Origin of the sequence: Cellulomonas sp. PhB143 (genome assembly GCF_003752595.1) — a bacterium.
In the GTDB taxonomy this organism is placed as follows: domain Bacteria; phylum Actinomycetota; class Actinomycetes; order Actinomycetales; family Cellulomonadaceae; genus Paraoerskovia.
Map to the genome: position 1 here is coordinate 407,191 of NZ_RKIJ01000009.1, position 26,499 is coordinate 433,689.

Here is a 26,499-nt window from a genome sequence, read left to right on the forward strand (position 1 = left end):
GTCAGATCCCGAGCGCGTTCTCGATCGGGCCGAGCAGGAAGTACACGACGAACATCGCCGCGGCCAGCCACATCAGCGGCCGGATCTCCCGGATCTTGCCCAGCGCGATCTTGATCACGACGAACGCGATGAACCCGACCCCGATGCCGTCGCTGATCGAGTAGGTGAAGGGCATGACGACGATGGTCAGGAACGCGGGGATGCCGATCTCGACGTCCGTCCACCGGATCCCGGCGACCTGCATCATCATCAGGAACCCGACGAAGACGAGCGCGGGCGCCGCGGCCTCGTAGGGCACGAGCGCGACCAGCGGCGACAGGAACGTCGCGAGCAGGAACGCGATCCCGGTCACGACCGAGGCGAGGCCGGTCCGGGCGCCCTCGCCGACGCCCGTCGTCGACTCCACGTAGCTGGTGTTGGACGAGACGCTCGCGGCGCCTCCCGCGGCGGCGGCGATCGAGTCGACGACGAGGATCGCGCGCGAGCGGGGCGGGTTGCCCTCGGCGTCGAGCAGCTTGGCCTCCGCGCCGACGGCGACCATGGTGCCCATCGTGTCGAAGAAGTCGGCGAGCAGGAGGGAGAAGACGAGCAGCAGGACGGTGACCGCGGAGATCTTGTCGAACGATCCCAGGAGGGAGAAGTGGCCGAGCAGGCCGAAGTCGGGCATCGAGACGACGCCGTCGAACGAGGGGGCGTTGAGGTTCCAGCCGAGCGGGTTCGAGCCGTCCGTTCCCTTGGCACCGACGTGCACGACGTTCTCGATCACCACGGCGAGCGCCGTCGCCGTGAGGATCGCGATGAGCAGCGCGCCGCGCACCTTGCGGACCCACAGGACGATGGTCAGGAGGAGCCCGACGACGAAGACGAGGATCGGCCAGCCCGCGAGCGAGCCGTCCGTGCCCAGCTGCAGCGGCGTGCCGGCGCCCGGCGTGACGAACCCGGCGTTGACGAACCCGACGAGGGCGATGAAGAGCCCGATCCCGACGCTGATCGCGGTCTTCAGCTCGACGGGGACCGCCTTGAACACGGCCTCGCGGAACCCGGTCAGCACGAGCACGAGGATGATCAGGCCCTCGATGACCACCAGGCCCATCGCGTCGGCCCACGTCATGTCGGGCAGCCCGGCGATCGAGTACGCCACGACCGCGTTGAGCCCGAGCCCCGCCGCGAGCGCGAGCGGGAAGTTCGCGAAGACGCCCATCGCGAGCGTGAGCACGCCGGCGACCAGGGCCGTCGTCGCGGAGACCATCGCGATGTTCGGCGCGTCGCCGCCGCCGAGGAACGTGCCCGTCCCGTCGGGGACCGTCCCGATGATCAGGGGGTTGAGCACGATGATGTAGGCCATCGCGAAGAACGTGACGAGCCCGCCCCGCACCTCGCGGCCGACGGTCGAGCCACGCTCGGTGATCTTGAAGAACTGGTCCAGGCGGCTCGCGGGCGGCGTGACCTCGCGCGTGGCGGTGCTCTGCGTCATGGGCGCAATCGTGCCAGACGCCGGGGCCCGCTCACGCCTGCAACCGCACCGCCCGCGCGCGGGTCAGTACGCACCGGACCCCGACACGATCGCCCGGGCCGTCTTGGCGATGAGCATGAGGTCGAGGAAGATCGTCCAGTTCTCGACGTAGTACACGTCCAGGCGCACGCTCTCGTCCCAGCTCAGGTCGGAGCGCCCGCCCACCTGCCACAGACCCGTCAGACCCGGCTTGACGAGCAGCCGGCGGTGCGCCTTGTCCTCGTAGGCCGAGACCTCGGCGGGCAGCGGCGGCCGCGGGCCCACGAGGCTCATCTCGCCGCGCAGCACGTTGAACAGCTGGGGCAGCTCGTCCAGCGAGTAGCGCCGCAGGTGGCGGCCGATGCGGGTCACGCGGGGGTCGTCGCGCATCTTGAACAGCGGCCCGGCGCCCTCGTTCGCGGCGATCAGCGCGGCGAGCTGGGAGTCCGACCCGCGTCGCATGGAGCGGAACTTGAGCATCGGGAAGGTGGCGCCGTTGCGCCCGACGCGCGTCTGGCGGTAGAGCACGGGGCCGCGGCTGGAGAGCGCGACCGTGAGCGCGATGGCGAGCAGCACCGGCGAGAGCACCGTCACGAGCAGCGCCGCGAGGACCCAGTCGATGGTCGACTTCACCAGGTAGCGCGGACCGCTGAACCGCGGGGCGTCGACGTGCACCAGCGAGATGCCCTCGGCCGGGGTCACGGTGATCCGCGGGCCCGCGACGTCCGTCAGCTCGGCCGTGAGCATGAGGTCCACGCCGTTGGGCTCGAGCGTCCAGCCGAGGCGCCGGACGTCGTCGGCCGTCATCAGGTCGGAGCCCACGACGACCACGCACTCGGCGTCGATCGCCGCGACCGTCGCGGCGGCGTCGTCGAGACCCCCGAGCACGGGGACGCCGGCGACGACCTCGCCACGGCCGGTCACGCCCGGCAGGCAGGCCCCCACGACGCGGTAGCCCGACTGGGGGCGCCCGTTGAACTCGTGCACGAGCCGCGCGACCTGCTCGCGGCCGCCGACGGCGACGACGGGCCGGGTGCACTCCCCGGCCTCCCGCCGCCCGTGCAGCCACTGGCGCCAGACGAACCGGCCGGCCAGCAGCGTCCCGAGCCCGAGCACCATGACGGTGACGACGAACCCGCGCGAGCCGTCGAACCCGGTCACGTACGCGGCGAGCGCCACCGTCGCGAACAGCCACCACGAGGCGAGGAAGACCCGCTGGTACTCCGTGGGCCCCTGGCCCAGCACGCGGGTGTCGCGGGTGCGCATGAGGCTCAGGCCGGCGAGCCAGGCCGCGACGACGCCCGCCGCGAGCAGCAGGACCTGCCCCCAGGTGGCGGTGCTGCCGAGGATCCCGGTCTGCTCGACGACGACGGCGGCCCCCGCGCTGAGCGCGATCGCGGCCGCGTCCGTCACGGCGAGGCGGCGGTGGTGCGTGCGGGCCCAGGACCCGTTGGCCACCACCCGGCGCACCCGGCGCACCGCGCCGGTGTCGAGCGTCGGGGCGCCCGGGCGCTCGGAGGGACTGTCCGCGCTGCTCCGCGGAGCGTCGACCACGATCTCGCTCACTGTGCCTCCACCCCGGTACGCGCCGATGCGAGCATAGGTTCGACGGGGGGCCCAGGACGACGATCTCGGGCGGATTTCACCCGGGCGAGAACGGTCGCGGCGGTCTCGGCCGCCCCGCCGCCCCCGGTCCTCGGTCCCGTCGCCGCACCGCTGCGTCCGTGCTGTGCTCGGTCGCCCGTCATCGTCGCCACCTCGTCGGCTCGTCGGCTCGTACGTCCTGTGAGTGGGAGACGCGTGCCCGTGGCGGTCGTGACGCGGTCGAGCGGGTGAACTGTCGGGGTCGCTACCCGTGGCTGCCCGGCTCGTGGGCGGCGTGCCCCGCGGGCTCGAGCTGGAACGTGGAGTGCTCCACGGGCACGGCGAAGCGCTCGGCGACGCACCGCTGCAGGGCGTCGAGGATCTGTGGGGCGTGCCCGTCGCGGAAGCAGCCGTCGGTGACCACGACGTGCGCGGACAGCGTCGGCAGGCCGCTGGCGATCAGCGACGCGTGCATGTCGTGCACCGCCTCGACGTGCTCGACGGCGAGCAGGGCGGCCCGGACCTCGCCGAGGTCCAGCCCGGGCGGCGTCGACTCGAGCAGGACGTTCGTCGTCTCCGCGAGGATCCGCAGGGCGCGCGGCAGGATCAGGACGCCGATGACCAGGCCGGCCACGGCGTCGGCCCGCTGCCAGCCGGTGGTCGCGACGACGACCGCCGCGACGATCACGCCGACCGAGCCGAGGGCGTCGTTGACGACCTCGAGGAACGCCGCCCGCAGGTTGAGGCTGTCCGCGCGCCGCCCGACGAGCACCAGCAGCGACGCGACGTTCCCCACGAGGCCGACGATCCCGAACACGAGCAGCGCCGTGGACGGGACCTGGGGCGGCTCGAGCAGCCGGCGCACGCCCTCGACGAGCACGTAGACGCCGACGACGAGCAGCACGGCGGACTGGGCGAGGGCGGCGAGCACCTCGGCGCGCCGGAATCCCCAGGTCCGGCGCGCGGACGGCGGCCGGAGCGTCAGGGACGCGGCGACGAGCGCCAGCAGGAGGCCGCCGGCGTCGGTGAGCATGTGCGCCGTGTCGACGAGCAGGGCGAGGCTGCCGGTCAGGACCGCGCCGAGGGCCTCCGCCACCAGCACCGCGGTCGTGATCGCGAACGCGACCGCGAGCCGGCGCCGGTGGTCCGGGCCGGTGTGCGCGGCGTGGTCGTGGCTCACGGTAGCCATAGGATCGCAGGGTGCCCTCGTTCGTCCAGCTCCTCGTCCATCCCGAGCGCCGGCGTCCGGCCCCGCCGGCGCTGCGCGTGGACCTGCGCCCGCTGATCCTGCTGGGGATCGCGGCGTTCGCCGTCGGGGGCGTCGTCTGCGCCGTGCTGATGGCGCTCGACGTCGCGGCGCTGCGCCACGTCGGGATCTGCGTCGCGGGCGTGCTGCTCGGCGGCGTCGGCCTGGTCTGGGAGCGCGGTCACCGTCGCTCCTACCGCGGCGAGGACTGAGCGTCCCAGGCGCCGAGCGGCGCCTGCCGCTCGGCCCCCTGCGGGTCGAGGAGCGCCGCGAGCACCGCGTGCCGGTCCTCGAAGCGTCCGGCCGCGGCGGCCAGGGCGTGCGCGAGCCCCTCCGTCGTCGTCGCGTGCACCGTCCCGTCGGCGCCGGGCCACCACGTGACGTCGACCCCGTCGACCCGCAGGTCCTCGTGCTCCACCCAGCTCCCGGGCAGGCCGGCGACCACCCCGCGCACCCGGGGGTCGACGTCGACGCGCCGCCCGCCCGCGACCTCGTCGGGGTCGCGGTCCGCGAGGACCGGGAGGTCGAGCAGGTCGGCGAGCTCCTCCGCGGCGCCGGCCGGCGCCGGGACCACGGCCCGCACCTGCGACCAGCACGCGCCCGGCGCGACCGCCGCGTCGTCCGCGTCCACCATCACGCAGCCCGCGGCGCCCAGCGCCGGGACCCGGTCGGGCAGCTCGGCCAGGCCAGCGGCACCGCGCTCCGCGGCGAGCGCCGCGAGCCCCCGCCACACCGCCAGCGCCACCTGCGGGTCGACGGCGTACCCCACCCCGGGCAGGGCGTCGAGGACGCCGGCCCACGCGTCCGGCCCGAGCTCCGCGAGCGACGCGACGCCGCCCACCGCGCGCAGCACCGGCTCGTCGAGCGCCGGGTAGGGCGACCCCCGCAGGAGCGGCACGTCCGCGCCGGGCAGCGCGAACGCCCCCTCGCGGTCCCGGAACCACCACGCGCCGTAGGACGGGGCGCTGCGGCCCGACGGCGCCCGCACCGGCGCGAGCAGCGCCTGCCGGGTCCCGTCGGTGGCGGCGACCCGCTCCAGGAGCGGACCGGCCGCGGCCCCCGCGTCGAGGTCGGCGACCGCGGCGACGTCACCGAGGTAGACGCCCGCGCCGACGCACCCGGCCACGTGGTCCAGGTAGTCCGACCACCCGTCGAGCCACGGCGCGGGGTCGCCCGGCGCGTCGTCCGACGCCGCCAGGTCGGCGGAGCCGTCCGGCGTCACCACGTCCGGCACCCGGTACACCTCGAGGTCGGTGCGCACGCCCAGCGCGCGCAGCACCGGTGCGCCCCACCGGTCCACGACGTCGTCGGCCACCAGGTCGAGCTCGGTGAGCTCCTCGGCGGCCCAGGACCCGGGCAGGGCCAGCTCGCGCGCGGCGCGCGGCCCGCCCTCGTCCGACGCGAGCTCGATCTCGCCCAGCCAGAACGGGAAGCGGTCCGGCTCCAGCCCCGGACGCTCGTCCAGCGCCGCCGCGACCAGGCGCGCGACGGCGTCCGTGACCTCCTCGTCGCCCGGCTCGTCCACCGCGCCGGTCTCGCCGGCGAGCACCTCGGCGGCGCGCCCGCTCAGGTCGGTGAGCAGCTCGAAGGCGTCGCGGGGCCTCGCCCCGAGGCGCTCCAGCAGCGGGTGCGCCGCGTCCGGGTGCACCGCGCGCACGCCGAGCGCCTCGAGCGCCGGCGCGAGGGCCCCTCCCGACGCCGCCGCCCCGCCCGGCACGACGAGGCCGCGTGCGCCGCGGGCGCGGCGGCCGTCGGCCGTGGGCACGACGACGTCGGCGAGGGACTCCAGCGCACCCGGCTCGCCGGCCCAGGGGGCCAGCAGCCCGTACGTCTCCCGCCAGACCTCGGGCGGCGCGCCGGCGGGCAGCGCCTCCACCGCCTCGTCGAGGTCGACGGGCGAGGCGCCGCACGCCACGGCGCGCGGGGCCAGGTCCTCCGGGACCGGCACGAGTCCCGCGGTACCGGTCGCCAGGCGCTCGATCAGCGCGGTGTCCTGCCCGAGGGGCCCGCGCAGGAAGCGCGCGTCGGCCGGCGCCACGTCCCCCGGGAGCAGGGGCGTGCGGGCGAGCGCCTCGACGGCGCTCTCCCGCACGAGGGCGTCGAGCGCCGAGGCCGGCATCCCGAGCGGGACGAGGTCGAGCGGGCGCAGGCCCGCCTCGGCGGCCCGCAGCGCCAGGCGCGCGTAGGCGTCGCCGGCGCGCGCCGCGACGAACCGCGCCGCCGGCCCCTCGACCACCCGGCGCCGGGTCGGGTCGAGCGGGAACGACGCGACGAGCAGCGCGGGCAGGCTCGAGCGCTCGTCGGTCGCGGTGGGCGCGTGCACGGTGCGCAGCGCCTCGCGCGCGCCGGGCGGCCCGGGGCGCGCGCCCGCCCGGGGCAGCGCCCACGTCACGCTCCACGTCGCGGTGCCGTCCCCGGCGGGGTCCTCCCCGAGCCGCGCGGGCACCGGGCCGGCGTCCCGGACCACGACCCAGCGCTCGGCCACGTCCGCCCAGCGGCGCACGGGGGCGTCCGCGGCCGTGCCGTGCCCAGCCGTGCCGTGCCCAGCCGTGTCGACGACCTCGATCTCGGCCAGGGCGGGCAGCGCCAGCAGGAGCGCGTCGTCGACGGCCGCGAGCTGGCGGCGCACCTCCTCGAGGGCCGCCGCGTCGCGCAGCAGGAGCCGGACGACCGTCTCGCCCGCGGGCACCGGTCCGGTCCCGGCGGCGTCCGCGGCGTCCGCGCCGTCGGCGCCCTCGGCGGGGAAAGGCAGCCGCAGCACGGGCAGCGACGACGCGGGGGCGGCGCGCGCGGCCTCGACGGCGGCCGCACCCGGGCCGTGGTCGGTGCCCCCTCCCGCGACCCCGGTGCCGTGGACGGGCTCCGTGAGACCCCTGAGGAACGCCGCCGTCCGCGCGGCCGAGAAAAGCACGCCGCCGCTCGCGCCGGAGACGATCTCGATCTCGTCGGAGACCGAGCGCACCGCGCGGAAGCCGACCCCGAACCGGCCCACGGTCCCGGCGGGCGCACCGGGTCCGTCCAGTGCCGCGCCGTCCGCCGACTTGGCGGACGCGCGCAGCGCCGCCAGCGCGGCGACGCCGTCGGCGTCCAGGGGCGCGCCGACGTTGCGGGCGACCAGCACGACGGGGGCGCCGGGCGTCCCGGGTGCGCCCGCTCCCCCGGCGGCGCCTGCTGCGTGCTCGCCCGGGACGGCGTCCAGCAGCTCGAGGCGCAGGCGGCCCGGGACCCCCGCGCGCAGCGCCGCGTCGGCGGCGTTCTGCGCGAGCTCGACGACGACGCGGTCCCGGTAGTGCCCGCGCCCGTAGTCCTGCTCGGTGCGCAGGTCCTCGCGGAACCGCGTCGGGGAGTCCAGCCAGGCCCGTCCGACGGCGGCGCGCAGCCGCTGCGTGCCGAACGGGTCGCCCGTCACTCGGGCGTCGACCCGCCCTGCCGCGCGGACCCGGCCGAGGGCTCGACGACGACGTCGACCGTGGTCTCGTCGATGAGCGGGGCCGGCTCGGGCCAGTCGCTCGCGTGCGGCTCGACGTCCGTCTCGGAGTGCGCGCCGCAGCCGTGGTCGAGGCTGACGACCGTGCCGTCGGCGGGCGACCACGCGTTGGCGCAGACGCCGAACACCTGCCCGAGCGCCCCCTGCAGCGGCACCAGGAACGCGCACGTCGCGCAGCCCTCGGCGCTGGCGACGGCGGACGGGGCGCCCGGACCGCGGGCGCCGTCGTACCAGCGCTGCGCGGCCTCGTCGCGGCCCTGCGGCGACAGCACGCGGGCGCGGGCGAGCGCGAGCTCGTCGATCGCGACGGCGTCGACCGCGGGGTCGCCGTCCGAGACGTACCCGGGCTCGAGGCGCGGGTCGTCGGCGCGGAACGGCAGGACGTCGCCGGGGCGGACGTCGCCCGGGCGCAGCCGCTCCGACCACGGCAGCCAGTCCGGGGCGAGCAGCGCCTCGTCGCCGGGCAGCAGCTCGACCTCGCACACCGTGGCCGTGCGCCCGCGCGGCACCCGGGCGAGCGTGACGGTCCAGTGCCACCCGCGGTACCCGCGCAGCGTGCACGCGAAGTGGTGGGAGATCAGCCGGTCCGCCTGCGCCGTCGTGCCCAGGTGCTCACCGACGTCGTCGGGGCGGTCGGCGGCGGCGACCGCCGCCGCGCGGGCCTCGTCCACCGCGCCGTTGAGCACGGCGTCGCGGGCGGCGCGCGCGGAGACGCCCGCGCCGCGACGGGCGGTCACCGAGGTCTCGGCGGTGGGTTCAGCGACGGCTGCGTTCATCTCAGGCCTCGAGGTCGTCGGCGACGGCCCGCAGGAGCGTGCCGTACTGCTTGGCGCGCGCGGGCTCGGGGTAGCGCCCGCGGCGCAGGTCGTTGCCCACCCGGTCGAGGACCTTGATCAGGTCCTCGATGATGACCGCCATGTCGTCCGCGGGCTTGCGGCGGGCCTTCGCGACGGACGCGACCGGGTCGAGCAGCTTGACGGACAGCGCCTGCGGGCCGCGACGGCCGTCCGCGACCCCGAACTCGACCTTGCTGCCCGGCTTCGGGGCCGCGGCGTCCGCGGGCAGGGCGGACGCGTGCAGGAACACCTCGTGACCGTCGTCGCCCGCGATGAAGCCGAACCCTCGTTCGGTGTCGAACCACTTGACCTTGCCGGTGGGCACGTGAACCTCGCTACGTCAGGGGGGAGCACCACGACCGGCTCCCGGGATACGCGACCAGGCTACCGGTCGGTGCGGACACCCGCGGCATCCGCCCGCCCGCGGCGTAACCTGGTGCGGATGCCCACCTCACGCCCGCAGCCCGCCACGTTCGGCGAGACGCTGCGCGCCCGCGGTGCCGGCGACCTGCTCACCCTCCTCGACGCCCGGCCGGACCTCGCGACGCCCGCCCCGTCCACGATCCGCTCCCTCGGTGCGCGCGCCACGAGCCGCACGAGCGTCGAGCGCGCCGTCGCGCACCTCGACCGCTGCACCCTCGACGTGCTCGAGGCGGTGCTCGTGCTGGGCGGCACCCGCCCGGAGGACGCCGGGACGTCGCCCGACGCCGTCGTCGCCGCGGTCCTCGGGACGCGCCCGGCGCCCGACGACGCGGCCGCCGTGCGCTCGGCCGTCGCCGACGCGGGGGCCCGCCTGCTCGTCTGGGAGTCCGCCGCGGACGGCGCCGTGCGCGGCGCCCCGGGCCTGGAGGAGGTGCTCGGGCCGCACCCCGCGGGGCTCGGGCCGACGGGCCCCGCGCCCACCGGGCCCGTGGGCGACCTGCTCGCCGACGCCCCGCCCGGCGCCCGCGAGATCCTCGCCGCGCTGACGTGGGGGCCGCCGGTGGGCGTGACGCCGCGCGCCGACCCGGGCCTGCGCGCGGCGTCCGACTGGCTCGTCGCGCACCGCCTGCTCGTCCCGACGGACGCGCGCTACGTCGTCCTGCCCCGCGGGGTCGGCCTCGCGCTGCGCGAGGGACGCACCCACCGCGACGCCCGGCCGCGGCCGCCGCGGGCGGGCGGCGCCACCGTCTCCTCCGAGACGCGCGACGCCGAGGCCGCGGGCGCCGCCCTGGAGTCCGTCCGCCTCGTCGGGGCGCTGCTCGCGCTCTGGGGCGAGAGCCCGACGCCCGTGCTGCGCTCCGGGGGGCTGGGCGTGCGCGACCTGCGCCGCCTCGCCCGCGAGCTCGGCACGGACGAGGGGGCAGCCGCCTCCGTCGCGGAGCTCGCGCTCGCCGCCGGGCTCGTGGCCGACGACGGCGACGACCCGCCGTCCTTCGCCCCCACGACCGCGGCCGACGACTGGCTCGACCTGGACACGACCGCCCGGTGGGCGGCGCTCGCCGCCTCGTGGGCCACCAGCGCGCGCACGCCGTGGAGCGTGGGCGGGCGCGACGAGCGCGGCACGCTGCGTGCCGCGCTCGACCCCGAGCTCTCCCGACCCTGGGTCCCGCGCCTGCGGGCGGCCGTGCTCGCGGTCCTCGCCGAGCAGCCCGAGACCGCGCCCGACGACGAGGGCGTCCTCGACGTGCTGCGCTGGCGCACGCCGCGCACCCCGCCGCCCACCGCGGCCGTCGCCGGGCTGCTCGCCGAGGCCGCCCTGCTCGGCGTCACCGGCGCGGGCGCCCTCGCCCCGACCGGCCGCGCGCTCCTGGACGACGGCTCCCGCGAGCCCGCGCACGAGGCGGTCCTCGCGCCCGCCGGGCCGGGCCGCGTGCGGGCGCTCGCCGAGGAGCTCGGGCGGATCCTGCCGCCCGCCGTCGACGAGGTGCTGCTCCAGGGCGACCTGACCGGCATCGTCCCCGGGCGCCCGAGCGACGCGCTCGCCACGCTCCTCGACGCGTGCGCCGACGTCGAGTCGCGCGGCTCCGCCCTGACGGTGCGGTTCGGCGCGCCGTCGGTCACCCGCGCGCTCGGCGCCGGGCGGAGCGCGGACGAGCTGCTGGCCGCGCTCGGCGCGCACTCGCCGGTGGGGGTCCCCCAGCCGCTGGAGTACCTCGTGCGCGACGCGGCGCGGCGCCACGGCAGCCTGCGCGTCGGCAGCGCGTCGAGCTACCTGCGCACGGAGGACCCGGCGCTCGTGGCGGGCCTCGCCCAGGACCCGGCCCTGCACCACCTGGGGCTGTTCGCCGTCGCGCCCACCGTGCTCGCGGCGCACGCCCCCGCGGCCGAGCTGCGGGCGGCGCTGCGCGCCCGAGGGCTCGAGCCGACCGTCGAGGGCCCGGGCGGCCAGGTGCTGCACGCCGAGCAGAGCGCCACCCGCCTGGCCGGGCGCCCGCGGCCGGCGTGGCTCGGCGGCGGCCCGGTGCGCCGCACCCGGTCGCTGCGACCGGACCCCCGCGCCGCGTCCGTCACCGCCGGGCCGTCCGAGGACCCCGAGCGCCGGCGCGCGCGGCTCGCGGAGCTCGCGGACCGCCTGGTCGCGGCCGACGCCGGAGCCCCCGCGGAGCCCGCGGAACGTCCGGCCGGCACCCGCGCCCTGGCCCCGGGGAGCACTGGTTCCTCCGCGGCCGGCTCGCCGCCGCGCCGTCCCGCCGCGACGCACGGCGACGGCGCGGGCTGGGACCTGCCCCCCGGGGGAACAACGGAGCCCGCCGACTCGTTGGCCCTGCTGCGCGAGGCGATCGACGGCCAGCGGCACGTCCTGCTCGAGATCGTCGGCGCCCGCGGCACCCCGGAGACCCGCCGCGTGCGCCCGCTGCGGCTCGACGCCGGACGGCTGCGCGCGCTCGACACCGCCCGCGACGCCGAGCTGACCGTGGCCGTCCACCGGATCGCCTCGGTCCGCCCCGCCTGAGCCTCACCTGCCTCACCTGCCCCCACCCGCACTCATCTGCCACCGCCCGACCCGCCCGACGGAAGGATCCCGATGCCCGACGGCCCCCTGATCGTGCAGAGCGACAAGACCCTGCTCCTCGAGGTCGACCACCCGCGCGCCGCCGAGGCCCGCCGGGCGATCGCCCCGTTCGCGGAGCTCGAGCGCGCGCCCGAGCACGTGCATACCTACCGGCTGACGCCGCTGGGTCTGTGGAACGCCCGCGCCGCGGGACACGACGCAGAGCAGGTCGTCGCCGCGCTGATGGACTTCAGCCGCTACCCCGTGCCGCACGCCCTGCTCGTCGACGTCGCCGAGACCATGGCCCGCTACGGCCGCCTGCAGCTCGTCCAGGACCCGGCGCACGGACTCGTGCTGCACGCCCTGGACCGCGCGGTGCTGGCCGAGGTGCTCAAGTCGCGCCGGACGGCGGGACTCGTCGGCGAGCGGATCGGCGGACCGGGCGGGGACTCCGTCGTCGTCCACCCCAGCGAGCGCGGCCACCTCAAGCAGGTGCTCGTCAAGCTCGGCTGGCCGGCCGAGGACCTCGCCGGGTACGTGGACGGCGAGAAGCACGCCATCGCCCTGTCGAGCGAGACGGTCTCGACCACGCCCGACGGCGGCGAGGTCCGCAAGCCCTGGTCGATGCGCCCCTACCAGGAGCAGGCGGTCGAGGGGTTCTGGCACGGGGGCTCGGGCGTCGTGGTGCTGCCCTGCGGCGCCGGCAAGACGATCGTCGGTGCCGGGGCGATGGCGCGCTCCGGGACGACGACGCTGATCCTCGTCACGAACACCGTCAGCGCCCGGCAGTGGCGCGACGAGCTGCTGCGGCGCACGGACCTCTCCGAGGACGAGATCGGCGAGTACTCGGGCTCGCGCAAGGAGATCCGGCCGGTCACGATCGCGACCTACCAGGTGCTCACGACCCGCCGCAAGGGCGTCTACACCCACCTCGAGCTGCTCGACGCGCGCGACTGGGGACTGGTGCTCTACGACGAGGTGCACCTGCTGCCGGCCCCGATCTTCCGCATGACGGCGGACCTGCAGGCGCGCCGCCGCCTCGGCCTGACCGCGACGCTCGTGCGCGAGGACGGCCGCGAGGACGAGGTGTTCTCGCTCATCGGCCCCAAGCGGTTCGACGCGCCCTGGAAGGACATCGAGGCCCAGGGGTACATCGCCCCGGCGGACTGCGTCGAGGTGCGGCTCACGCTCACCGAGGGCGACCGCATGACCTACGCGACCGCGGAGCCCGAGGACAAGTACCGCCTCGCCGCGAGCGCCACCGGCAAGAACCGCGTGGTCGAGCGGCTCGTCGCCCAGCACCCGGACGACCAGGTGCTCGTCATCGGCCAGTACATCGACCAGCTCGAGGAGCTCTCCGCCCACCTCGACGCGCCCCTGATCACGGGCGCGACGACGGTGCGCGAGCGCCAGCGGCTGTTCGACGCGTTCCGGTCCGGCGAGATCAACCACCTCGTGGTCAGCAAGGTCGCCAACTTCTCGATCGACCTGCCGGAGGCCTCGGTCGCGATCCAGGTCTCGGGCTCGTTCGGCTCACGCCAGGAGGAGGCCCAGCGCCTCGGGCGGATCATGCGGCCCAAGGCCGACGGGCGCACGGCGCACTTCTACGCCGTCGTCGCGCGCGACACCGTGGACCAGGACTTCGCGGCGCACCGCCAGCGGTTCCTCGCCGAGCAGGGGTACGCCTACCGCATCGTCGACGCCGAGGACCTCGAGCCGGCCTGAGCGACGGGCGCGCGGGCGACCGTGGCGCTCGGCGCAGCGCGTCAGGCCGCTCCGCCCCTCCGGCGCGCGGCGAGGACGAGCGCCGCGCCGAGCGAGAGCAGGGCGAGGGCCAGGACCGCGGGGGCGGCGCCCGGACCGCCGGTCGTCGCCAGGCCTCCGGGCGTTGCCGGAGGGGCGGGCGGCGCGCCGCTGGGCGACGACGTCGGTGACGCAGGGGACGGAGCGGGCGACGACGTCGGTGACGGCGCGGGCGACGGACCGGGGCCCGGGGTCACGTGCGTCGTCGAGCAGACGTCGTCGGCGACCGCCGCGGGAGCGGCCAGCACCACGGGAGCAGCGAGAGCCGCGGCGGCGAGGTCCGAGGCGGGCGGCGCGCACGTCTCGCTCCCGGGGCTGGTGATCACGTTGGTGAGGGTCACGTCGTCGGCGTCGGACGCCACGACCGCCTGGTAGGTGAGCGTCTGCGTGCCCTGCAGGCCGGGGATCGTCCAGCGCAGCGTCGTGCCGTCGAGCTCCGCGGCGCCGACGCTCGCGCTGATGCTGCCCGGCACCAGCGCCGCGTGGGTCAGCACGCCCGACAGGTCGTCGTCGACCACCACGTCCTGCGGGTCGACGCCGGCGAGCTTGCGCGCGGTGACGGTGTAGGTGATGGTGTCGCCCGGCGCCACGGTGGAGCCGGACGGCGGGTCGCTGGTCTTGGCGACGTCGAACGTGCCCGGCAGGGTGTTGGTGATCGTGCAGGTCACGTCGGCGCCGAGCGCCACGGTCACCGTGGAGCCCTCGATCGGGCCGCCGTCGCACCGCCAGGCCCCCGCCTCGTAGCCCGCCGGGCCGCTCGACTCCGACAGGTCGTAGGACCCGACGGCGACGTCGACGGCGGTGACCGCTGCCGAGCCGGACGCGCCCGAGAGCGGCGTCGGGCCGTCCGCGGCGAGCGTCCACGCCGTGGGCGCCGCGGCGTCGTCGCCGGCGACCTCCTTCACGAGCGTCAGGGTGGGAGAGACCGCCTCGTTGGTGATGGTGCACACGACGTTCCCGCCGCTCGGCACCGTGACGGTGCTGCCGTCGCCGTCGAGCACGCCGCCCTGGCAGACCCAGTCGCTCGCGTCGAACCCGGCGGGCCCGTCCTCGCTCAGCGCGTAGCTCCCGGCGAAGACGCTGACCCCGTCGACGCCGCCCGGCGCGGTGGGGTCGCCCGTCCCGCTCACGGGCTCCTGCCCGGAGATCCCCGACGGGCTCGCGGTGAGGGTCCAGTCCGACGGCGTGGCGTCGGACCCGGTCTCGCCCGTGTCCACCACCTTGACCAGCGTGAGGGTGGCGGGCTGGTCGTCGTTGTCGATCGTGCACGTCGCGGCCTGCCCGACGCCGAGGTCGAGGCTGGACCCGGTCAGCGCGCCGTCGCCCGTGCACGACCAGGCGCCCGCGGTGTACCCGGCGGGGCCGCCGGACTCCGCCAGCGTGTAGGTCCCCGCGTTCACCTCGGCCCCGGTCACGGCGTCGTCCCCGGTGGCGCCGGAGACCGGGGTGGGTCCGGCGGCCGACAGCGTCCAGTCCGTCGGCTCCGCGGTCCCGCCCTCGTCGTTGGTCACCGTCTTGACGAGGGTGAGCTCGGCGGGCGTGTCCACGTTGGTGTAGGCGCAGGTACCGGTGTCGAGGGCGTCGAGCGTGATCGTCGCCGTGCCCGTCCCGCCGGGGACGACGGCGCACCGGATCGAGTCGAGCGCGTATCCCGGCGGCCCGCCGGACTCGGTGAGCGTGTACGTCACGCCGGGCCGCACGGTGAACGAGGCCCCGTCCGTCGAGCCCGGGACGGTCTGCGCCGTGAGCCCCGGCGGGACGTCGCCGGTGGGCGTCGCGGTCAGGCTCCAGTCGCCGGGGACCGCGGTGCCGCCGTGGGTGTTCTCGACCGACTTGGCCAGCACGAGCGTCGCCGTGCGGTTCAGCGCGTCGCAGCGCACGTTCGTGCCGAACGGCACGGTGACGCCGCCGTTGAGCCCGTCCTGGAAGCCCGGGATGACGGTGGTGCCGTCGGCCTCGACCTCCTGGCAGTTCCAGCTGCCGGACGACCCCGGGACCAGCGTCGCGTTCGGGTCGGTGAACTGGAGGTACTCCGGGTGCGGCTGGTCCTCGCTGAGGACGTAGGCCACCGCCGGCGTCACCGGCGCGCTGACCCCGGACGTGCCGCTCGGGCCGGCGTCGGCTCCCGCCGGTGCGGCGGCGGTGAGCGTCCAGTCGTCGGGGTCCGCGTCGCCGCCCTGCACCGTCTTGGTGAGGGCCAGCCGGGTCTCGCACGTCAGGGTGTTGGTGAGGGTGAAGCTGTTGACCCCCGCCGCCAGCGTCTGCTGGTCAGGCAGCGCCTCGTCCGCCGCCGAGCCGTTCGCCTCGGTGAGCCGCGCGCTGTCCTGGGTGCACAGGGGGAGCCCGCTGAGGTCGGTGGTCTCGTCGATCTCGACGGTGTCGCCCTCGAGGAAGCCGGTCTGCCGCTGCTCCCAGGGCGCGAGGACGCCGTCGACGGTGCCGCTCGCGACGAGGATCGGCGGCTGCTCGCCGTCGGCGTACGTGGTGCCGTTGATCACCCACTCCTTGTGCAGCACCACGGACGCCAGCGGGGTCGGGGCGCGGTTGTAGACCACGCAGCTCACCGGATAGGTCGACGACGCCGGGACCGTGAAACCGGTCGTGCCCTCGTTCGTCACCGGCACCGAGGCCCCCGTGTCGACGCGCGAGCACACGGCGTTGCCGCCGTTCACCTGCTGCAGGGTGTAGCCGTCCTGCTGCGTCTCGGTGAGCGTGACCGGTCCGGCGGTGGTGCCGCCGCTGAAGGTCAGGGGGAAGTTGGCGGCGCCGGTGCCGTCCGCCGTGACGCGGGAGGCGGGGGCGTCGACGGCGACGTCGGCCGAGCCTGCGCCCGCGAAGGTCCACCCGCCCTGGGGCACCGCGCCGACCGTGCTCCCGACGGGCGCTCGCGAGGGGACGACCTGCTTGACGACGGTGATGGACCCCGCGCAGCTGCCGAGGGCGAGCTCGCGCAGCTGCTCGCCCGCCTCCGCGTAGTCGCTCGACTGGTAGTAGTCCGAGCCCAGCGTCGGGCCCGAGAGAGAGCGCAGGTTGAGCCCGCTGGCCGCGTTGCTGGCACCGTCCCCGACCCCGAACGCGACGACACGGGTGCCCTGGGCCTTGAGGGCGTTGGACGAGAAGATGCCGTTCTCCGTCTCGCGGAAGCGCGTGCGGTTCCCGGGGCCCTCGCCGTTGCCGTAGAACGTCGGGTTGCCGTCGGTGATGACGACGGCGACGTCGAACGGCGACGTGGAGAGGGCGACCTGGCCGATGCCGCGGTCCCAGTTGGTGCCGCCCGCGTTCCCGCCCGGCTTGGCGTAGCCGGTGATCGCTGCCCGGACCCTCGCCGCGCCTCCCGCCGTCGACACCGAGGTCGGTGCCAGCGTGTCCCCTGCCGTGGCGGGTGCCGAGGTCGCGAAGGTGAAGGTGCCGATCTGCGACGGCGTCCCGGTCAGCGCGTCGACGAAGCCGTTGGCGGCGGCCTTGAGGTCGACGAGCTGGGCGTCCGTGACCGAGTTGCTGAGGTCCAGCACGAGCCCGACCGTCAGGCCGCACTGCGCGGGCAGGACGGGGTTGTCCCGGGAGCTCTGCCAGATGCCGCCGGACGCCGCGTCGTTCGTGCCGCCGGTCCCGACCATGAAGTCGGCCGTGGAGCGGTAGGTCGTCCCGGCCCGCAGCTGGGCCGAGGTCTGGATCGCGTAGCCCCGCGCGGTGACGGGCGAGCCGGTGCCGAGGCTGGGGTTGGCGTAGAACCCCGGCGCCGTGCCGATCTGCCTGACGTAGAGCTGGCGGTCCCGGTTCCCACCACCCTGCTGCGTGCTCGGCACCGTGAACGAGCAGTCGCCGTCGGCGTCGGAGACGCAGGTGCCGAAGCCGGCGACCGGCGTCGTCGCGGCGGCGCTCGTGAAGAGCCCGAGCGTGACGCCCGCGAGGTTCCCGACGGCGGCGGCGCTCGTCCGGTCCCCGCCGACCTTCACCGTGATCACGGCGTCGTTGCCGGTCGCCGGCGGGACCGCGAGCGGCGCCACCGCGGCGGAGGCGCCGCTCGCCGGTACCGGCACGGCGACGGCGACCGGCACCATCGAGAGGGACGCCGCGAGCAGCATCGCCATCGATGCCGACAGCACCACGGAACGAGACCGTCCTCGCACGCGTCCCCCAGGTGTTTCGTGCCCGCCGGACCGCTTCCGGTGCCGCAGCCGCGCCCGGGTGCGCCGCTCCTGGCAGTGTGGGGGTTTCCCCGCGGCACTGCCACCGGTGGGCGATCAGGCCGGGACGCGCTCCCCGCCCGCCGCGCGGGCGCGCCGCACGGCGGCCTGGGCGAGGAACGCCTCCGCGATGCGCCGGCCGTCGCCGAGCACCCGCTCCGCGTGCTCGTCGAACGCGGCGAGCGCCGCGGCCGCCGCCTGCTCCTCGAGGCCCTGGGTCCAGCCCTGCACGAGCTCGCGCGTGGCCTCGGGCTGGAACTGCAGCCCCAGGCCGGAGCCGCTGCGGAACGCCTGGAACGGGTACAGCGCGGAGGACCCGAGCCACACGCCGTCGGCCGGCAGGTCGACGACCGCGTCGCGGTGGTGCGTCGCGACCGGGACGGTACGGTCCTCGACGGCCACGACGTGCGCGAGCACCGGGTCGTCGCAGGCGCCGCGGCGCCAGTAGACCTGGGTGGTGCCGTCCTCCTGCCCCGGCGGCGGGGAGACCTCGACGTGGCCCCCGCGCGCGACGGCGAGGAGCTGGGCGCCGAGCCCGGTGCCCAGCACGGGGACCCCCGCGGCCACGGCGTCGGCCACCAGGGTGCGCAACGGCGAGAGCCAGGGGTGCCCGACGACGTCGTGCACGGACGGTGTCCCGCCGAGCACGACCAGGGCGTCGCCGAGGTCGGCGAGCGAGGGGACCTCGTCGCCGTCGTGCAGGCGGACGACGACGGCGTGGTCGCCGAACGTCTCGGCGAAGGCACCGAGGGGGAAGCGCGGGTCGCTCTGCACGACTGTCACGGTCACGTCGGACTGGTTCACGGCGAGGAGATTACCGCCTGGGCCCGGGCGTGTGAATCCGCGCCCCGACGATAGGGTGACGCCATGTCCGAGACGCGTACGACGCCCGCCACCGGCACGCAGGTCACCGCACCGGACGGGTCACCGGCACCGCCGCGCCGCACCTACCTGCTCGTCGACGGCGAGAACATCGACGCCACGCTCGGCATGAGCGTCCTCAACCGCCGCCCGGCGCCCGAGGAGCGCCCGCGCTGGGACCGCATCGCGGACTTCGCGACCCGCCTCTGGGGCCAGCCCGTCACTCCCCTGTTCTTCCTCAACGCGACGTCGGGCCAGATGCCGATGCCGTTCGTGCAGGCGCTCCTCGCGATGGGCTACCGGCCGATCCCCGTCGCCGCGGAGGGCAACGAGAAGGTCGTCGACGTCGCGATCCAGCGCACCCTGGCCGCGATCGAGCCGCTCGACGGCGACGTCCTGCTCGCCAGCCACGACGGCGACTTCCTCCCCCAGATCGACTCCCTCGTCGGCGGCGACCGGCGCGTGGGCGTCGTGTGCTTCCGCGAGTTCGTCAACTCGCGGTTCGCCGAGCTCGCGAACCGGGGCCTGGAGTTCTTCGACCTGGAGAGCGACATCGGCGCCTTCCAGGTGCCGCTGCCGCGCGTGCGGATCATCCCGATCGGCGAGTTCGACCCGACCCTCTACCTGTAGCCGACGCCCGGCGCGCCGCCAGTCGACGTCCAGGAGGTTCCCAGGCTCGCGTCCCAGACTGGACGCATGTCCAACCCCGAGGCACGGCTCGTCGTCGTCGACGACGAGCCCAACATCCGTGAGCTCCTCTCGACCTCGCTCCGTTTCGCCGGCTTCGAGGTCTTCGCCGCGGCCGACGGCGCCAGCGCGACGTCCCTGATCGAGGACACCTCCCCGGACCTGGTCGTCATGGACGTGATGCTGCCCGACATGGACGGGTTCACCGTCACGCGACGCCTGCGGGAGAAGGGCCGGCACACCCCGGTCCTGTTCCTCACCGCGCGCGACGACACCCAGGACAAGATCGCGGGGCTCACCGTCGGCGGCGACGACTACGTCACCAAGCCGTTCAGCCTCGAAGAGGTCGTCGCCCGCATCCGCGCGGTGCTGCGCCGCACGCACGTCGAGCCCGTCGACGAGGCCGTCCTGCGCGTCGGCGACCTGGAGATGGACGAGGACTCCTACGAGGTGCGCCGCGCCGGCCAGCCCGTCGACCTCTCCCCGACCGAGTTCAAGCTGCTGCGCTACCTGATGCTCAACGCCGGCCGGGTCCTGTCCAAGTCGCAGATCCTCGACCACGTGTGGCAGTACGACTGGGGCGGCGACGCGAACATCGTCGAGTCCTACATCTCCTACCTGCGGCGCAAGATCGACTCGGTCACGGTCACGGCCGACGACGGCTCCGTCACGCCCGTGACCCCGCTCATCCAGACCAAGCGGGGCGTCGGCTACCTGCTGCGCAAGCCGGCGGGCGGCCAGGGCTGAAGATGTCCGTCGTGCTGGGGCGCGCCGTGCCCACGCGCTGGTCGTGGCTCGCCCGCCTGCCCCTGCGCACGCGGCTGGTCGCGATCATCACGCTGCTCCTCGCCGCCGGGCTGGGCGCCGCGGCGCTGCTGACCACCACCGTCGTCAGCGGCTACCTCGTCGACCAGGTGGACCGCCAGCTCGACTCGACGGCGAGCGTCGTCGCGAACGGCGCCGAGGGGGCCGGGACGAGCGCCGACGCCCAGGACGTGCTGCCGAGCGACTACTTCGTGCTGTACCGGCTCACGGACGGCCAGGTCGTCCCGGTCTACCGCGAGGAGACGGTCGCGCGGTACGGCGCGCCGCGCATCCCCTCCTACTCCTACCCGGAGCTCGAGGCGATGCACAACCAGCCGTTCACCGTCCCGGCCGTCGCTCCCCCGGGCACGACGCCGCCCGACCTCACCGAGTGGCGCGTCATGCCGCTGGTCAAGCGCAGCGCCGACGGCCAGTACCTCGGCAGCGCCTACGTCGCGCTCCCGCTGACGGGGATCCACCGGACGGTCAAGATCCTCGGCACCACCCTGGCGCTCAGCGGCCTGGCGATCGCCCTGCTGGGCGGCCTCGTGGCGCACCTGCTGGTCAAGCGCGAGCTGCGCCCGCTGCGCGAGATCGAGGTCACCGCGGCGGGCATCGCCGCCGGCGACCTCGCCCGCCGCGTGCGGCCCGCGCCCCCCAGCACGGAGGTGGGCTCGCTCGCCGAGTCGCTCAACGCGATGCTCACCCACATCGAGCAGGCCTTCGCGGCGTCCGAGGCGTCCGAGGCGCGCATGCGCCGCTTCGTCGCCGACGCCAGCCACGAGCTGCGCACCCCCGTCGCGACGATCCGCGGCTACGGCGAGCTGTACCGGATGGGTGCCCTGACCGAGCGGGACCAGCTCGACGACACCATGGCACGCATCGAGGACTCCGCCACGCGCATGGGCCGGCTCGTCGGCGACCTGCTCTCGCTCGCCCGCCTCGACGAGGGCCGCCCGGTGCGGTCGGAGCCCGTCGACGTGGTGCGCCTCGCGCGGGACGCCGCGCAGGACCTGCACGCCCTCGACCCCACCCGCGCGGTGCGGGTGATCACCCCGGGCGGGGACGCGTCGTCGGGCACGTCGTCGGGCACCTCGTCGGGCACGGAGCCCGTCCTCGTGACGGGCGACGAGGACCGGCTGCGCCAGGTGTTCGCGAACCTCATCGGCAACGTCGCGCGGCACACGCCGGCGGGGACGCCCGCGGAGATCCTCGTCGAGCCCGGGGTCGCGCCGGTCGGGGCGATGCCGGGCCAGGTGCCCGGCGCGGAGGCGGCGGACGCCGCGACCGGGACCGCGGTGCGGGTCTCGGTGCGCGACCACGGCCCCGGCGTCGCGCCCGAGCACGCGGCCCGCATCTTCGAACGGTTCTACCGCGCGGACTCCTCCCGCACCCGCGAGTCGGGCGGGTCGGGGCTCGGCATGGCGATCGTCGCCGCCATCGTCGGGGCCCACCACGGGCACGTCGAGGTCGCCGAGACGCCCGTGCACGGCCTGACCGTGCACGTGACCCTGCCCGCGGCCCGTTACGATTCGGGTTCGTCGCACCAGAGCACCGCGCCGCGGACGTAGGCTCGGGAACGACGGGACGCGCGTCACACCGGCCGCGTCGCCACAGGGAAAGTCACCGCGAAGAAGGCTGATTCATGGGCGTCGACACGTCGGACGCACCGCAGTGGTTCCTCTCGTCCTGGACGCGCAGCGTCCTCGACGCCGGGGCGACCGCGCCGGAGGACGAGATCCGCGACGCCGGGTGCCGGCTCCTGCGCTCGTGGACCGGCCCGGAGCGCCACTTCCACAACGTCAAGCACCTCGGTGACGTGCTGCGCCGCGTGGACGAGCTGTCCCAGGAGACCCACGACCCCGACCTCGTGCGCCTGGCCGCGTGGTACCACGGGGTCGTGTTCGACGCCGCGGACAAGGCCGCGTACGCGAACAAGGGCGGCGAGGACGCGTCGGCGAGCGCCGTGCGGGCCTTCGCCGAGCTGCACGAGCTGGGGGTGCCCGAGGCCTCCGCCCGCCGGGTCGCCGCCCTCGTCAACGCCCTCGTGCGGCACGCCCCCGACCCGGCCGACTTCGACTGCGCCGTGCTCTGCGACGCCGACCTGGCCGTGCTCGCCGCCGAGCCCCAGCGGTACAAGGCCTACCTGCAGGACGTGCGCGACGAGTACGCGCACATCCCGCGCGCCGACTACGTGCAGGCGCGCATCGCGATCCTCAGCAAGCTGCTCGGGCGCCCGAGCCTGTTCAGCAGCCCGCTCGGCGCCGCGTGGGAGGAGCCGGCCCGGCAGAACCTCGGCGCCGAGCTGCAGCGGCTGCGCAAGGAGGAGCGGACGCTGCACGCGCCCGCGGCGCACTGACGGCGCGGGCCGCGGCCGCCCACAGCCGGCCCGGACCGCACCCCGCCCCACAGGTGGCGCACACCGCTGCCCGACGGCGCGGCCGCGCCCCTAGCGTCCTTCCTGCCCCGAGAGCCGGGGCCGTCGCACGGAAGGACACCCCATGAGCACGTACGAGGTCGACAGCGCCCGCATCGCCCAGGCCGGGGGCGCGGTGAGCGGCTCCGTCGCCGCGATCCGCTCCGAGGTCGCCGCCATGATGCGTCACCTGCAGGACCTGCAGACGGTCTGGCGCGGCGGCGCCGCGACCGCGTTCGGCGGGGTGATGGCGCAGTGGCAGGCGACGCAGGTCCAGGTCGAGGCCTCGCTCGACGACATCACCGCCGCGCTCGCGAGCGCCGCCCAGACCTACGAGGACGCCGAGGCGCAGACCGCGCGGATGTTCTCCGCGCGGTAGCGGGCGGCCACCACGTGGCCGGGCGGCCGGGTCAGACGGCCATGGCCGCCCGGACCCCCGCCTCGGCCCTCTCGCCCCCGGCGCCGCTGCTCGCGACGCGTCCCGACTCGAGCACCACGTACCGGTCAGCGGCGCCGAGCGCGAACCCGACGTGCTGCTCGACCAGGAGCACGGAGAGGTCTCCCGCGTCGGTCAGCGCCACGATCGCGTCCTCGATCTCGGTGACCACCGAGGGCTGGATGCCCTCGGTGGGCTCGTCGAGGATCAGCAGCCGCGGGCCGGTGACCAGGGCGCGGGCGATCGCGAGCTGCTGGCGCTGGCCGCCCGAGAGCAGGCCGGCACGGCGCCCGAGCAGCCCGCGCAACGCCGGGAAGAGGTCGAGCGCCTCGTCCGTGCGTGCGGCCCCGTCGCGCCGCGTGTCCGCGACGAGCCGCAGGTTCTCCCGCGCGGTCAGGTCGCCGAACGCCTGCTGCCCCTGCGGGACGTACGCCAGCCCGGCGGCGACCCGGCGGAAGGTCGGCATCCGCGTGATGTCCTCGCCGTCGAGCAGGACCGCGCCACGGCGCGGGCGCAGCAGACCGACGACGGTGCGCAGCAGCGTCGTCTTGCCCGCGCCGTTGTGCCCGAGGACCGCCGCGACGCCGCCGGTCGGCACCGACACGTCCACCCCGTGCAGCACGCTCGACCGGTCGTACCCGGCGTGCACCCCCTGGACCTCGAGCATCACTCCTCCTCCGTCCCGCGCGACGCGCGTCGTCCGGCCCGGCGCGCTCCGCGGGTCGCGCCCGCCGCGCCGAGATACACCTCTTGCACGCGCGGGTCGGCCTGGACCTGCGCGTACGTCCCCTCCGAGAGCACCCTGCCCAGGTGCAGCACCGTCACCGAGCTGGCGAACGCGCGCAGGAACTCCATGTCGTGCTCGACGACCACGACGGTCCGCTGCGCCCCGACGGCCTGCAGGAGCCGGCCCGTCTGCTCGCGCTCCGCCTGGCTCATCCCGGCGACCGGCTCGTCGAGGAGCAGGAGCCTCGAGTCCTGGACGAGGAGCATGCCGATCTCGAGCCACTGCTTCTGACCGTGCGCGAGCACGCCCGCGAGGACGTCCCGCGCGGCGGTGAGGCCGATCGTCTCGAGCGCCTGCTCCACGACCTCCGGCACGGACCGGCGCCGGCGCAGCCGTTCGACGGGTCCGCGCCGGGCGCCGGCCGCGATGTCGAGGTTCTCGAGGACGCTGAGCTCCTCGAACACGCTCGCGGTCTGGAACGTGCGCCCGACGCCCGCGCGGGCGATCCGGTGCTCGCGCCGGCCGAGCAGCTCGGTCCGCCCGAACTGCACGGACCCGCTCGCCCGGGCGAGCCCGGTGATCGCGTCGACGATCGTGGTCTTGCCCGCTCCGTTGGGTCCGATGAGGAAGCGCAGGTCGCCCTGCGTGACCGTCAGGTCCACGCCGTCGACCGCGACGAACCCGTCGAACTCGACCCGCAGGCCGCGGACCTCCAGGTAGTCGTGGCGGAACCGTTCGTCGTCGGTGCCGAGGACCTCCTCGGCGGCGGACAGGTCGATCGTGGCGTCACCGGTCGTCATGGCGCGCTCCTTCCGTGGCGAGGGCGGGCTCGTGGGGCGCAGCGGTCTCGGCCGGTTCGGCAGGGTCGCCGGACGGCGCCCCGGGATCGTCGGACCGGTCGGGAGCGGCCGCGTCACCGGGGGCGTCGTCGGTCGCCGAACGCCGGCGGCGCCGGACGCGCAGCGACGCGAGACCGCCCGGGAGGAAGGCGACGACCACGATGAACAGCGCCCCCTGGAGGTAGATCCACCCGGAGGGGAAGCTCTCCGACAGGCTGGTCTGCGCCCAGCTGACCGCGACGGCCCCGAGCACCGGGCCGAGCAGGGTGGCCCGGCCGCCGATGGCGACGCCGACGAGGAAGCCGATCGACGGGACGACGCCGATGTCCGCCGGGGAGATGATGCCGACGATCGGCACGAACAGCGCCCCGCCGACCGCCGCCATGACGGCCGCCACCACGTACGCGACGACCTTCACGCGCGCCGGGTCGTAGCCGAGGAAGCGCACGCGGTTCTCCTGGTCGCGCACGGCGACCAGGAGCTGCCCGTACCGGGAGACCATGAGCTGGCGCGCGACGAGCACCATGACGAGCAGCGTCGCGGCGGCGACGTAGTAGAGCATCAGCTTGTTCGCGGGGTCGTTCAGGTCGTAGCCGAAGAACCCGCGGAAGCCGTTGAGCCCGTTGGTGCCGCCCGTCGTCTGCTGCTGGCCGACGAGGAGGATCGCGAACGCCGCGGCGAGCGCCTGCGACAGGATCGCGAAGTACGCCCCGCGCACGCGCCGCGTGAACACGGCGAGGCCGAGCACGGCCGAGACGAGGGCCGGGACCGCGACGATCAGCACGACCGTCAGCACGGGCGAGCGCAGCGGCTCCCACCACGCCGGCACCGTGCCGTCGCCGTAGAGCGACATGAAGTCGGGCACGCCGCCCGGCCCGGCGTCGGCGAGCTTGAGGTGCATCGCCATGAGGTAGCCGCCGATGCCGAAGTAGACGCCCTGGCCGAGCGTGAGCATCCCGCCGCGCCCCCATGCGAGCCCGATGCCGACCGCGACCATCGCGAGGCACAGGAACTTGGCGAGCAGGTCGAGCCGGAACACGGACAGGGTGGCGGGGGCGACGAGGAACAGGAGCACCGCCGCGACGGCGACGCCGGCGAGCAGGCGGGCACGCGGCGAGGCCGTGACCCGGCCGACCATCCCCTGGACGCCCGTGGCGCGGGCGGTCCGGGCGCTCATGCGAGGCTCCTCGTGCGGACCGAGACGAGCCCCTGCGGGCGCACCTGCAGGAACGCGACGACCACGACGAAGACCAGCACCTTGGCGATGCTCGCCGTCGTCGAGTACTCGAACGTCGCCTGCAGCAGGCCGAGGGCGAACGCCGCGACGACGGTGCCCTTGATCTGCCCGATGCCGCCGGCGACGACCACGAGGAACGCGTCGACGATGTAGCCGGTCCCGAGCGTCGGGCCGATCGAGCCCAGCAGCGTCAGGGCGACGCCCGCGACCCCGGCGACGCCCGAGCCGATGAAGAACGTGAGCCGGTCGGTGCGGCGCGAGGAGATGCCGCTGGACTCGGCGAGGTCGCGGTTCTGCACGACGGCGCGGATCCGGCGCCCGAGCGGGGTCAGGCGCAGCGTCATGGCCAGCGCCGCCACGCAGGCGAGCGCCAGCACGAGGATGAACACGCGGCTGCGGGGCACGTCGGCCCCCAGGATGCTGACCGCGCCGCCGAGCCAGGACGGCGCCCGGACGTCGACGTTCGGTGCGCCGAAGATGTCGCGCGCCGCCTGCTGCAGGACCAGCGCGACGCCCCAGGTCACCAGCAGCGTGTCGAGGGGCCTGCGGTACATGCGCGAGATCAGGGTCGTCTCGAGGACCAGGCCCATGAGGCCACCCACGAGGAATCCGACGACGAGGGAGACGAGGAGCGAGACACCCACGTTCGAGATGATGCCCTGGACGACGTAGGCGGTGTACGCCCCGGCCATCATGAACTCGCCGTGGGCCATGTTGATGACCCCCATCTGGCCGAACGTGAGCGACAGCCCGAGGGCTGCGAGCAGCAGGACCGAGCCGAGGCTGGCTCCTGCGAAGAGCTGGGAGAAGAGCACGTCCATCGGGTGCGCCTTTCGGGAGACGGGGACCTGCCTGCGGCACCGGGCCGCGCTCCCGCGCCGGG

Annotated in this window: 20 protein-coding genes; 8 read left to right on the top strand and 12 right to left on the bottom strand. The window is 75.7% G+C overall.

Annotated elements, in window-relative coordinates; translation table 11 throughout:
* Position 1: 1 nt before the first annotated feature.
* The 3 genes from EDF32_RS03255 to EDF32_RS03265 form a co-directional block, all read right to left on the bottom strand.
* A complete protein-coding gene (locus tag EDF32_RS03255) occupies positions 2-1,474 on the bottom strand; it encodes an NCS2 family permease (RefSeq protein ID WP_123307065.1) in 1,473 nt (490 codons plus the stop codon).
* Positions 1,475-1,537: 63 nt separating this feature from the next.
* On the bottom strand, positions 1,538-3,058 hold the full coding sequence (locus EDF32_RS03260; protein ID WP_233565659.1) for a sugar transferase: 1,521 nt from the start codon (positions 3,056-3,058) through the stop codon (positions 1,538-1,540).
* Between the two features lie 283 nt (positions 3,059-3,341).
* Positions 3,342-4,265, bottom strand: coding sequence for a cation diffusion facilitator family transporter (locus EDF32_RS03265; RefSeq protein ID WP_123307066.1), 924 nt, complete (start codon positions 4,263-4,265; stop codon positions 3,342-3,344).
* An 11-nt stretch (positions 4,266-4,276) separates the two neighbouring features.
* On the opposite strand from EDF32_RS03265, the gene EDF32_RS03270 reads away from it, so the two are divergent.
* Entirely contained in the window at positions 4,277-4,534 is a 258-nt protein-coding gene (locus tag EDF32_RS03270) for a DUF2530 domain-containing protein (RefSeq protein ID WP_123307067.1), read from the top strand.
* Here the strand turns inward: EDF32_RS03270 and EDF32_RS03275 are convergent.
* Genes EDF32_RS03275 through EDF32_RS03285 form a run of 3 tightly spaced genes read right to left on the bottom strand, consistent with a single transcriptional unit; the run spans position 4,516 to position 8,970 of the window.
* Positions 4,516-7,731, bottom strand: coding sequence for a sacsin N-terminal ATP-binding-like domain-containing protein (locus tag EDF32_RS03275; protein WP_123307068.1), 3,216 nt, complete (start codon positions 7,729-7,731; stop codon positions 4,516-4,518). The genes EDF32_RS03270 and EDF32_RS03275 overlap by 19 nt on opposite strands.
* A complete protein-coding gene (locus tag EDF32_RS03280) occupies positions 7,728-8,585 on the bottom strand; it encodes a DUF3027 domain-containing protein (protein ID WP_123307069.1) in 858 nt (285 codons plus the stop codon). The genes EDF32_RS03275 and EDF32_RS03280 overlap by 4 nt, the downstream gene beginning before the upstream one ends.
* Position 8,586: 1 nt before the next feature.
* Positions 8,587-8,970, bottom strand: a complete 384-nt coding sequence (locus tag EDF32_RS03285) for a cold-shock protein (protein ID WP_123307070.1) — start codon at positions 8,968-8,970, stop codon at positions 8,587-8,589.
* Positions 8,971-9,087: 117 nt separating this feature from the next.
* Here EDF32_RS03285 and EDF32_RS03290 point away from each other — a divergent pair, with 117 nt between their 5' ends.
* Complete coding sequence (locus tag EDF32_RS03290) at positions 9,088-11,580, top strand: helicase-associated domain-containing protein (protein ID WP_123307071.1); 2,493 nt, start codon at positions 9,088-9,090, stop codon at positions 11,578-11,580.
* 72 nt (positions 11,581-11,652) lie between these two features.
* Positions 11,653-13,344, top strand: coding sequence for a DNA repair helicase XPB (locus EDF32_RS03295; protein ID WP_123307072.1), 1,692 nt, complete (start codon positions 11,653-11,655; stop codon positions 13,342-13,344).
* Positions 13,345-13,385: 41 nt separating this feature from the next.
* Here the strand turns inward: EDF32_RS03295 and EDF32_RS03300 are convergent, their stop codons facing one another.
* Positions 13,386-17,531 carry a VWA domain-containing protein gene (locus EDF32_RS03300; RefSeq protein WP_123307073.1) on the bottom strand — a complete coding sequence of 1,382 codons (4,146 nt, stop codon included), beginning with the start codon at positions 17,529-17,531 and terminating at the stop codon, positions 13,386-13,388.
* Positions 17,532-17,666: 135 nt separating this feature from the next.
* Positions 17,667-18,413, bottom strand: coding sequence for a type 1 glutamine amidotransferase (locus EDF32_RS03305; RefSeq protein ID WP_158614047.1), 747 nt, complete (start codon positions 18,411-18,413; stop codon positions 17,667-17,669).
* Between the two features lie 63 nt (positions 18,414-18,476).
* Between EDF32_RS03305 and EDF32_RS03310 the strand changes: the two genes are divergently transcribed.
* From EDF32_RS03310 to EDF32_RS03330, 5 genes are all read left to right on the top strand, one after another.
* Complete coding sequence (locus EDF32_RS03310; protein ID WP_123307075.1) at positions 18,477-19,100, top strand: NYN domain-containing protein; 624 nt, start codon at positions 18,477-18,479, stop codon at positions 19,098-19,100.
* Positions 19,101-19,166: 66 nt separating this feature from the next.
* A complete protein-coding gene (locus EDF32_RS03315) occupies positions 19,167-19,904 on the top strand; it encodes a response regulator transcription factor (protein WP_123307076.1) in 738 nt (245 codons plus the stop codon).
* A gap of 2 nt (positions 19,905-19,906) precedes the next feature.
* Positions 19,907-21,532 carry a cell wall metabolism sensor histidine kinase WalK gene (locus EDF32_RS03320; protein ID WP_123307077.1) on the top strand — a complete coding sequence of 542 codons (1,626 nt, stop codon included), beginning with the start codon at positions 19,907-19,909 and terminating at the stop codon, positions 21,530-21,532.
* A gap of 74 nt (positions 21,533-21,606) precedes the next feature.
* Entirely contained in the window at positions 21,607-22,320 is a 714-nt protein-coding gene (locus EDF32_RS03325; RefSeq protein ID WP_123307078.1) for a hypothetical protein, read from the top strand.
* 142 nt (positions 22,321-22,462) lie between these two features.
* Entirely contained in the window at positions 22,463-22,756 is a 294-nt protein-coding gene (locus EDF32_RS03330; protein WP_123307079.1) for a WXG100 family type VII secretion target, read from the top strand.
* A gap of 31 nt (positions 22,757-22,787) precedes the next feature.
* Here the strand turns inward: EDF32_RS03330 and urtE are convergent, their stop codons facing one another.
* The 4 genes from urtE to urtB are packed head-to-tail and all read right to left on the bottom strand — an operon-like array spanning position 22,788 to position 26,437.
* Entirely contained in the window at positions 22,788-23,480 is a 693-nt protein-coding gene (urtE, locus tag EDF32_RS03335) for an urea ABC transporter ATP-binding subunit UrtE (RefSeq protein WP_123307080.1), read from the bottom strand.
* The gene (gene urtD / locus EDF32_RS03340; protein WP_123307081.1) at positions 23,480-24,340 is read right to left on the bottom strand and encodes an urea ABC transporter ATP-binding protein UrtD; all 861 of its coding nucleotides are present in this window, start codon (positions 24,338-24,340) and stop codon (positions 23,480-23,482) included. Before urtD ends, urtE begins: the two co-directional genes overlap by 1 nt.
* Entirely contained in the window at positions 24,327-25,556 is a 1,230-nt protein-coding gene (urtC, locus tag EDF32_RS03345) for an urea ABC transporter permease subunit UrtC (protein ID WP_233565661.1), read from the bottom strand. Before urtC ends, urtD begins: the two co-directional genes overlap by 14 nt.
* Positions 25,553-26,437 (bottom strand): urea ABC transporter permease subunit UrtB, encoded by an 885-nt coding sequence (urtB, locus tag EDF32_RS03350; protein WP_123307082.1) that lies wholly within the window; start codon positions 26,435-26,437, stop codon positions 25,553-25,555. Before urtB ends, urtC begins: the two co-directional genes overlap by 4 nt.
* Between the last annotated feature and the right edge of the window lie 62 nt (positions 26,438-26,499).

What these genes read in the sequence shown, in the direction of transcription:
- EDF32_RS03255 (WP_123307065.1), bottom strand. Translation starts at nt 1,474, where the DNA reads ATGACGCAGAGCACCGCCACGCGCGAGGTCACGCCGCCCGCGAGCCGC.
- EDF32_RS03265 (WP_123307066.1), bottom strand. Translation starts at nt 4,265, where the DNA reads ATGGCTACCGTGAGCCACGACCACGCCGCGCACACCGGCCCGGACCAC.
- EDF32_RS03280 (WP_123307069.1), bottom strand. Translation starts at nt 8,585, where the DNA reads ATGAACGCAGCCGTCGCTGAACCCACCGCCGAGACCTCGGTGACCGCC.
- EDF32_RS03290 (WP_123307071.1), top strand. Translation starts at nt 9,088, where the DNA reads ATGCCCACCTCACGCCCGCAGCCCGCCACGTTCGGCGAGACGCTGCGC.
- EDF32_RS03295 (WP_123307072.1), top strand. Translation starts at nt 11,653, where the DNA reads ATGCCCGACGGCCCCCTGATCGTGCAGAGCGACAAGACCCTGCTCCTC.
- EDF32_RS03310 (WP_123307075.1), top strand. Translation starts at nt 18,477, where the DNA reads ATGTCCGAGACGCGTACGACGCCCGCCACCGGCACGCAGGTCACCGCA.
- EDF32_RS03315 (WP_123307076.1), top strand. Translation starts at nt 19,167, where the DNA reads ATGTCCAACCCCGAGGCACGGCTCGTCGTCGTCGACGACGAGCCCAAC.
- EDF32_RS03320 (WP_123307077.1), top strand. Translation starts at nt 19,907, where the DNA reads ATGTCCGTCGTGCTGGGGCGCGCCGTGCCCACGCGCTGGTCGTGGCTC.
- EDF32_RS03325 (WP_123307078.1), top strand. Translation starts at nt 21,607, where the DNA reads ATGGGCGTCGACACGTCGGACGCACCGCAGTGGTTCCTCTCGTCCTGG.
- EDF32_RS03330 (WP_123307079.1), top strand. Translation starts at nt 22,463, where the DNA reads ATGAGCACGTACGAGGTCGACAGCGCCCGCATCGCCCAGGCCGGGGGC.
- urtE (WP_123307080.1), bottom strand. Translation starts at nt 23,480, where the DNA reads ATGCTCGAGGTCCAGGGGGTGCACGCCGGGTACGACCGGTCGAGCGTG.
- urtD (WP_123307081.1), bottom strand. Translation starts at nt 24,340, where the DNA reads ATGACGACCGGTGACGCCACGATCGACCTGTCCGCCGCCGAGGAGGTC.
- urtC (WP_233565661.1), bottom strand. Translation starts at nt 25,556, where the DNA reads ATGAGCGCCCGGACCGCCCGCGCCACGGGCGTCCAGGGGATGGTCGGC.
- urtB (WP_123307082.1), bottom strand. Translation starts at nt 26,437, where the DNA reads ATGGACGTGCTCTTCTCCCAGCTCTTCGCAGGAGCCAGCCTCGGCTCG.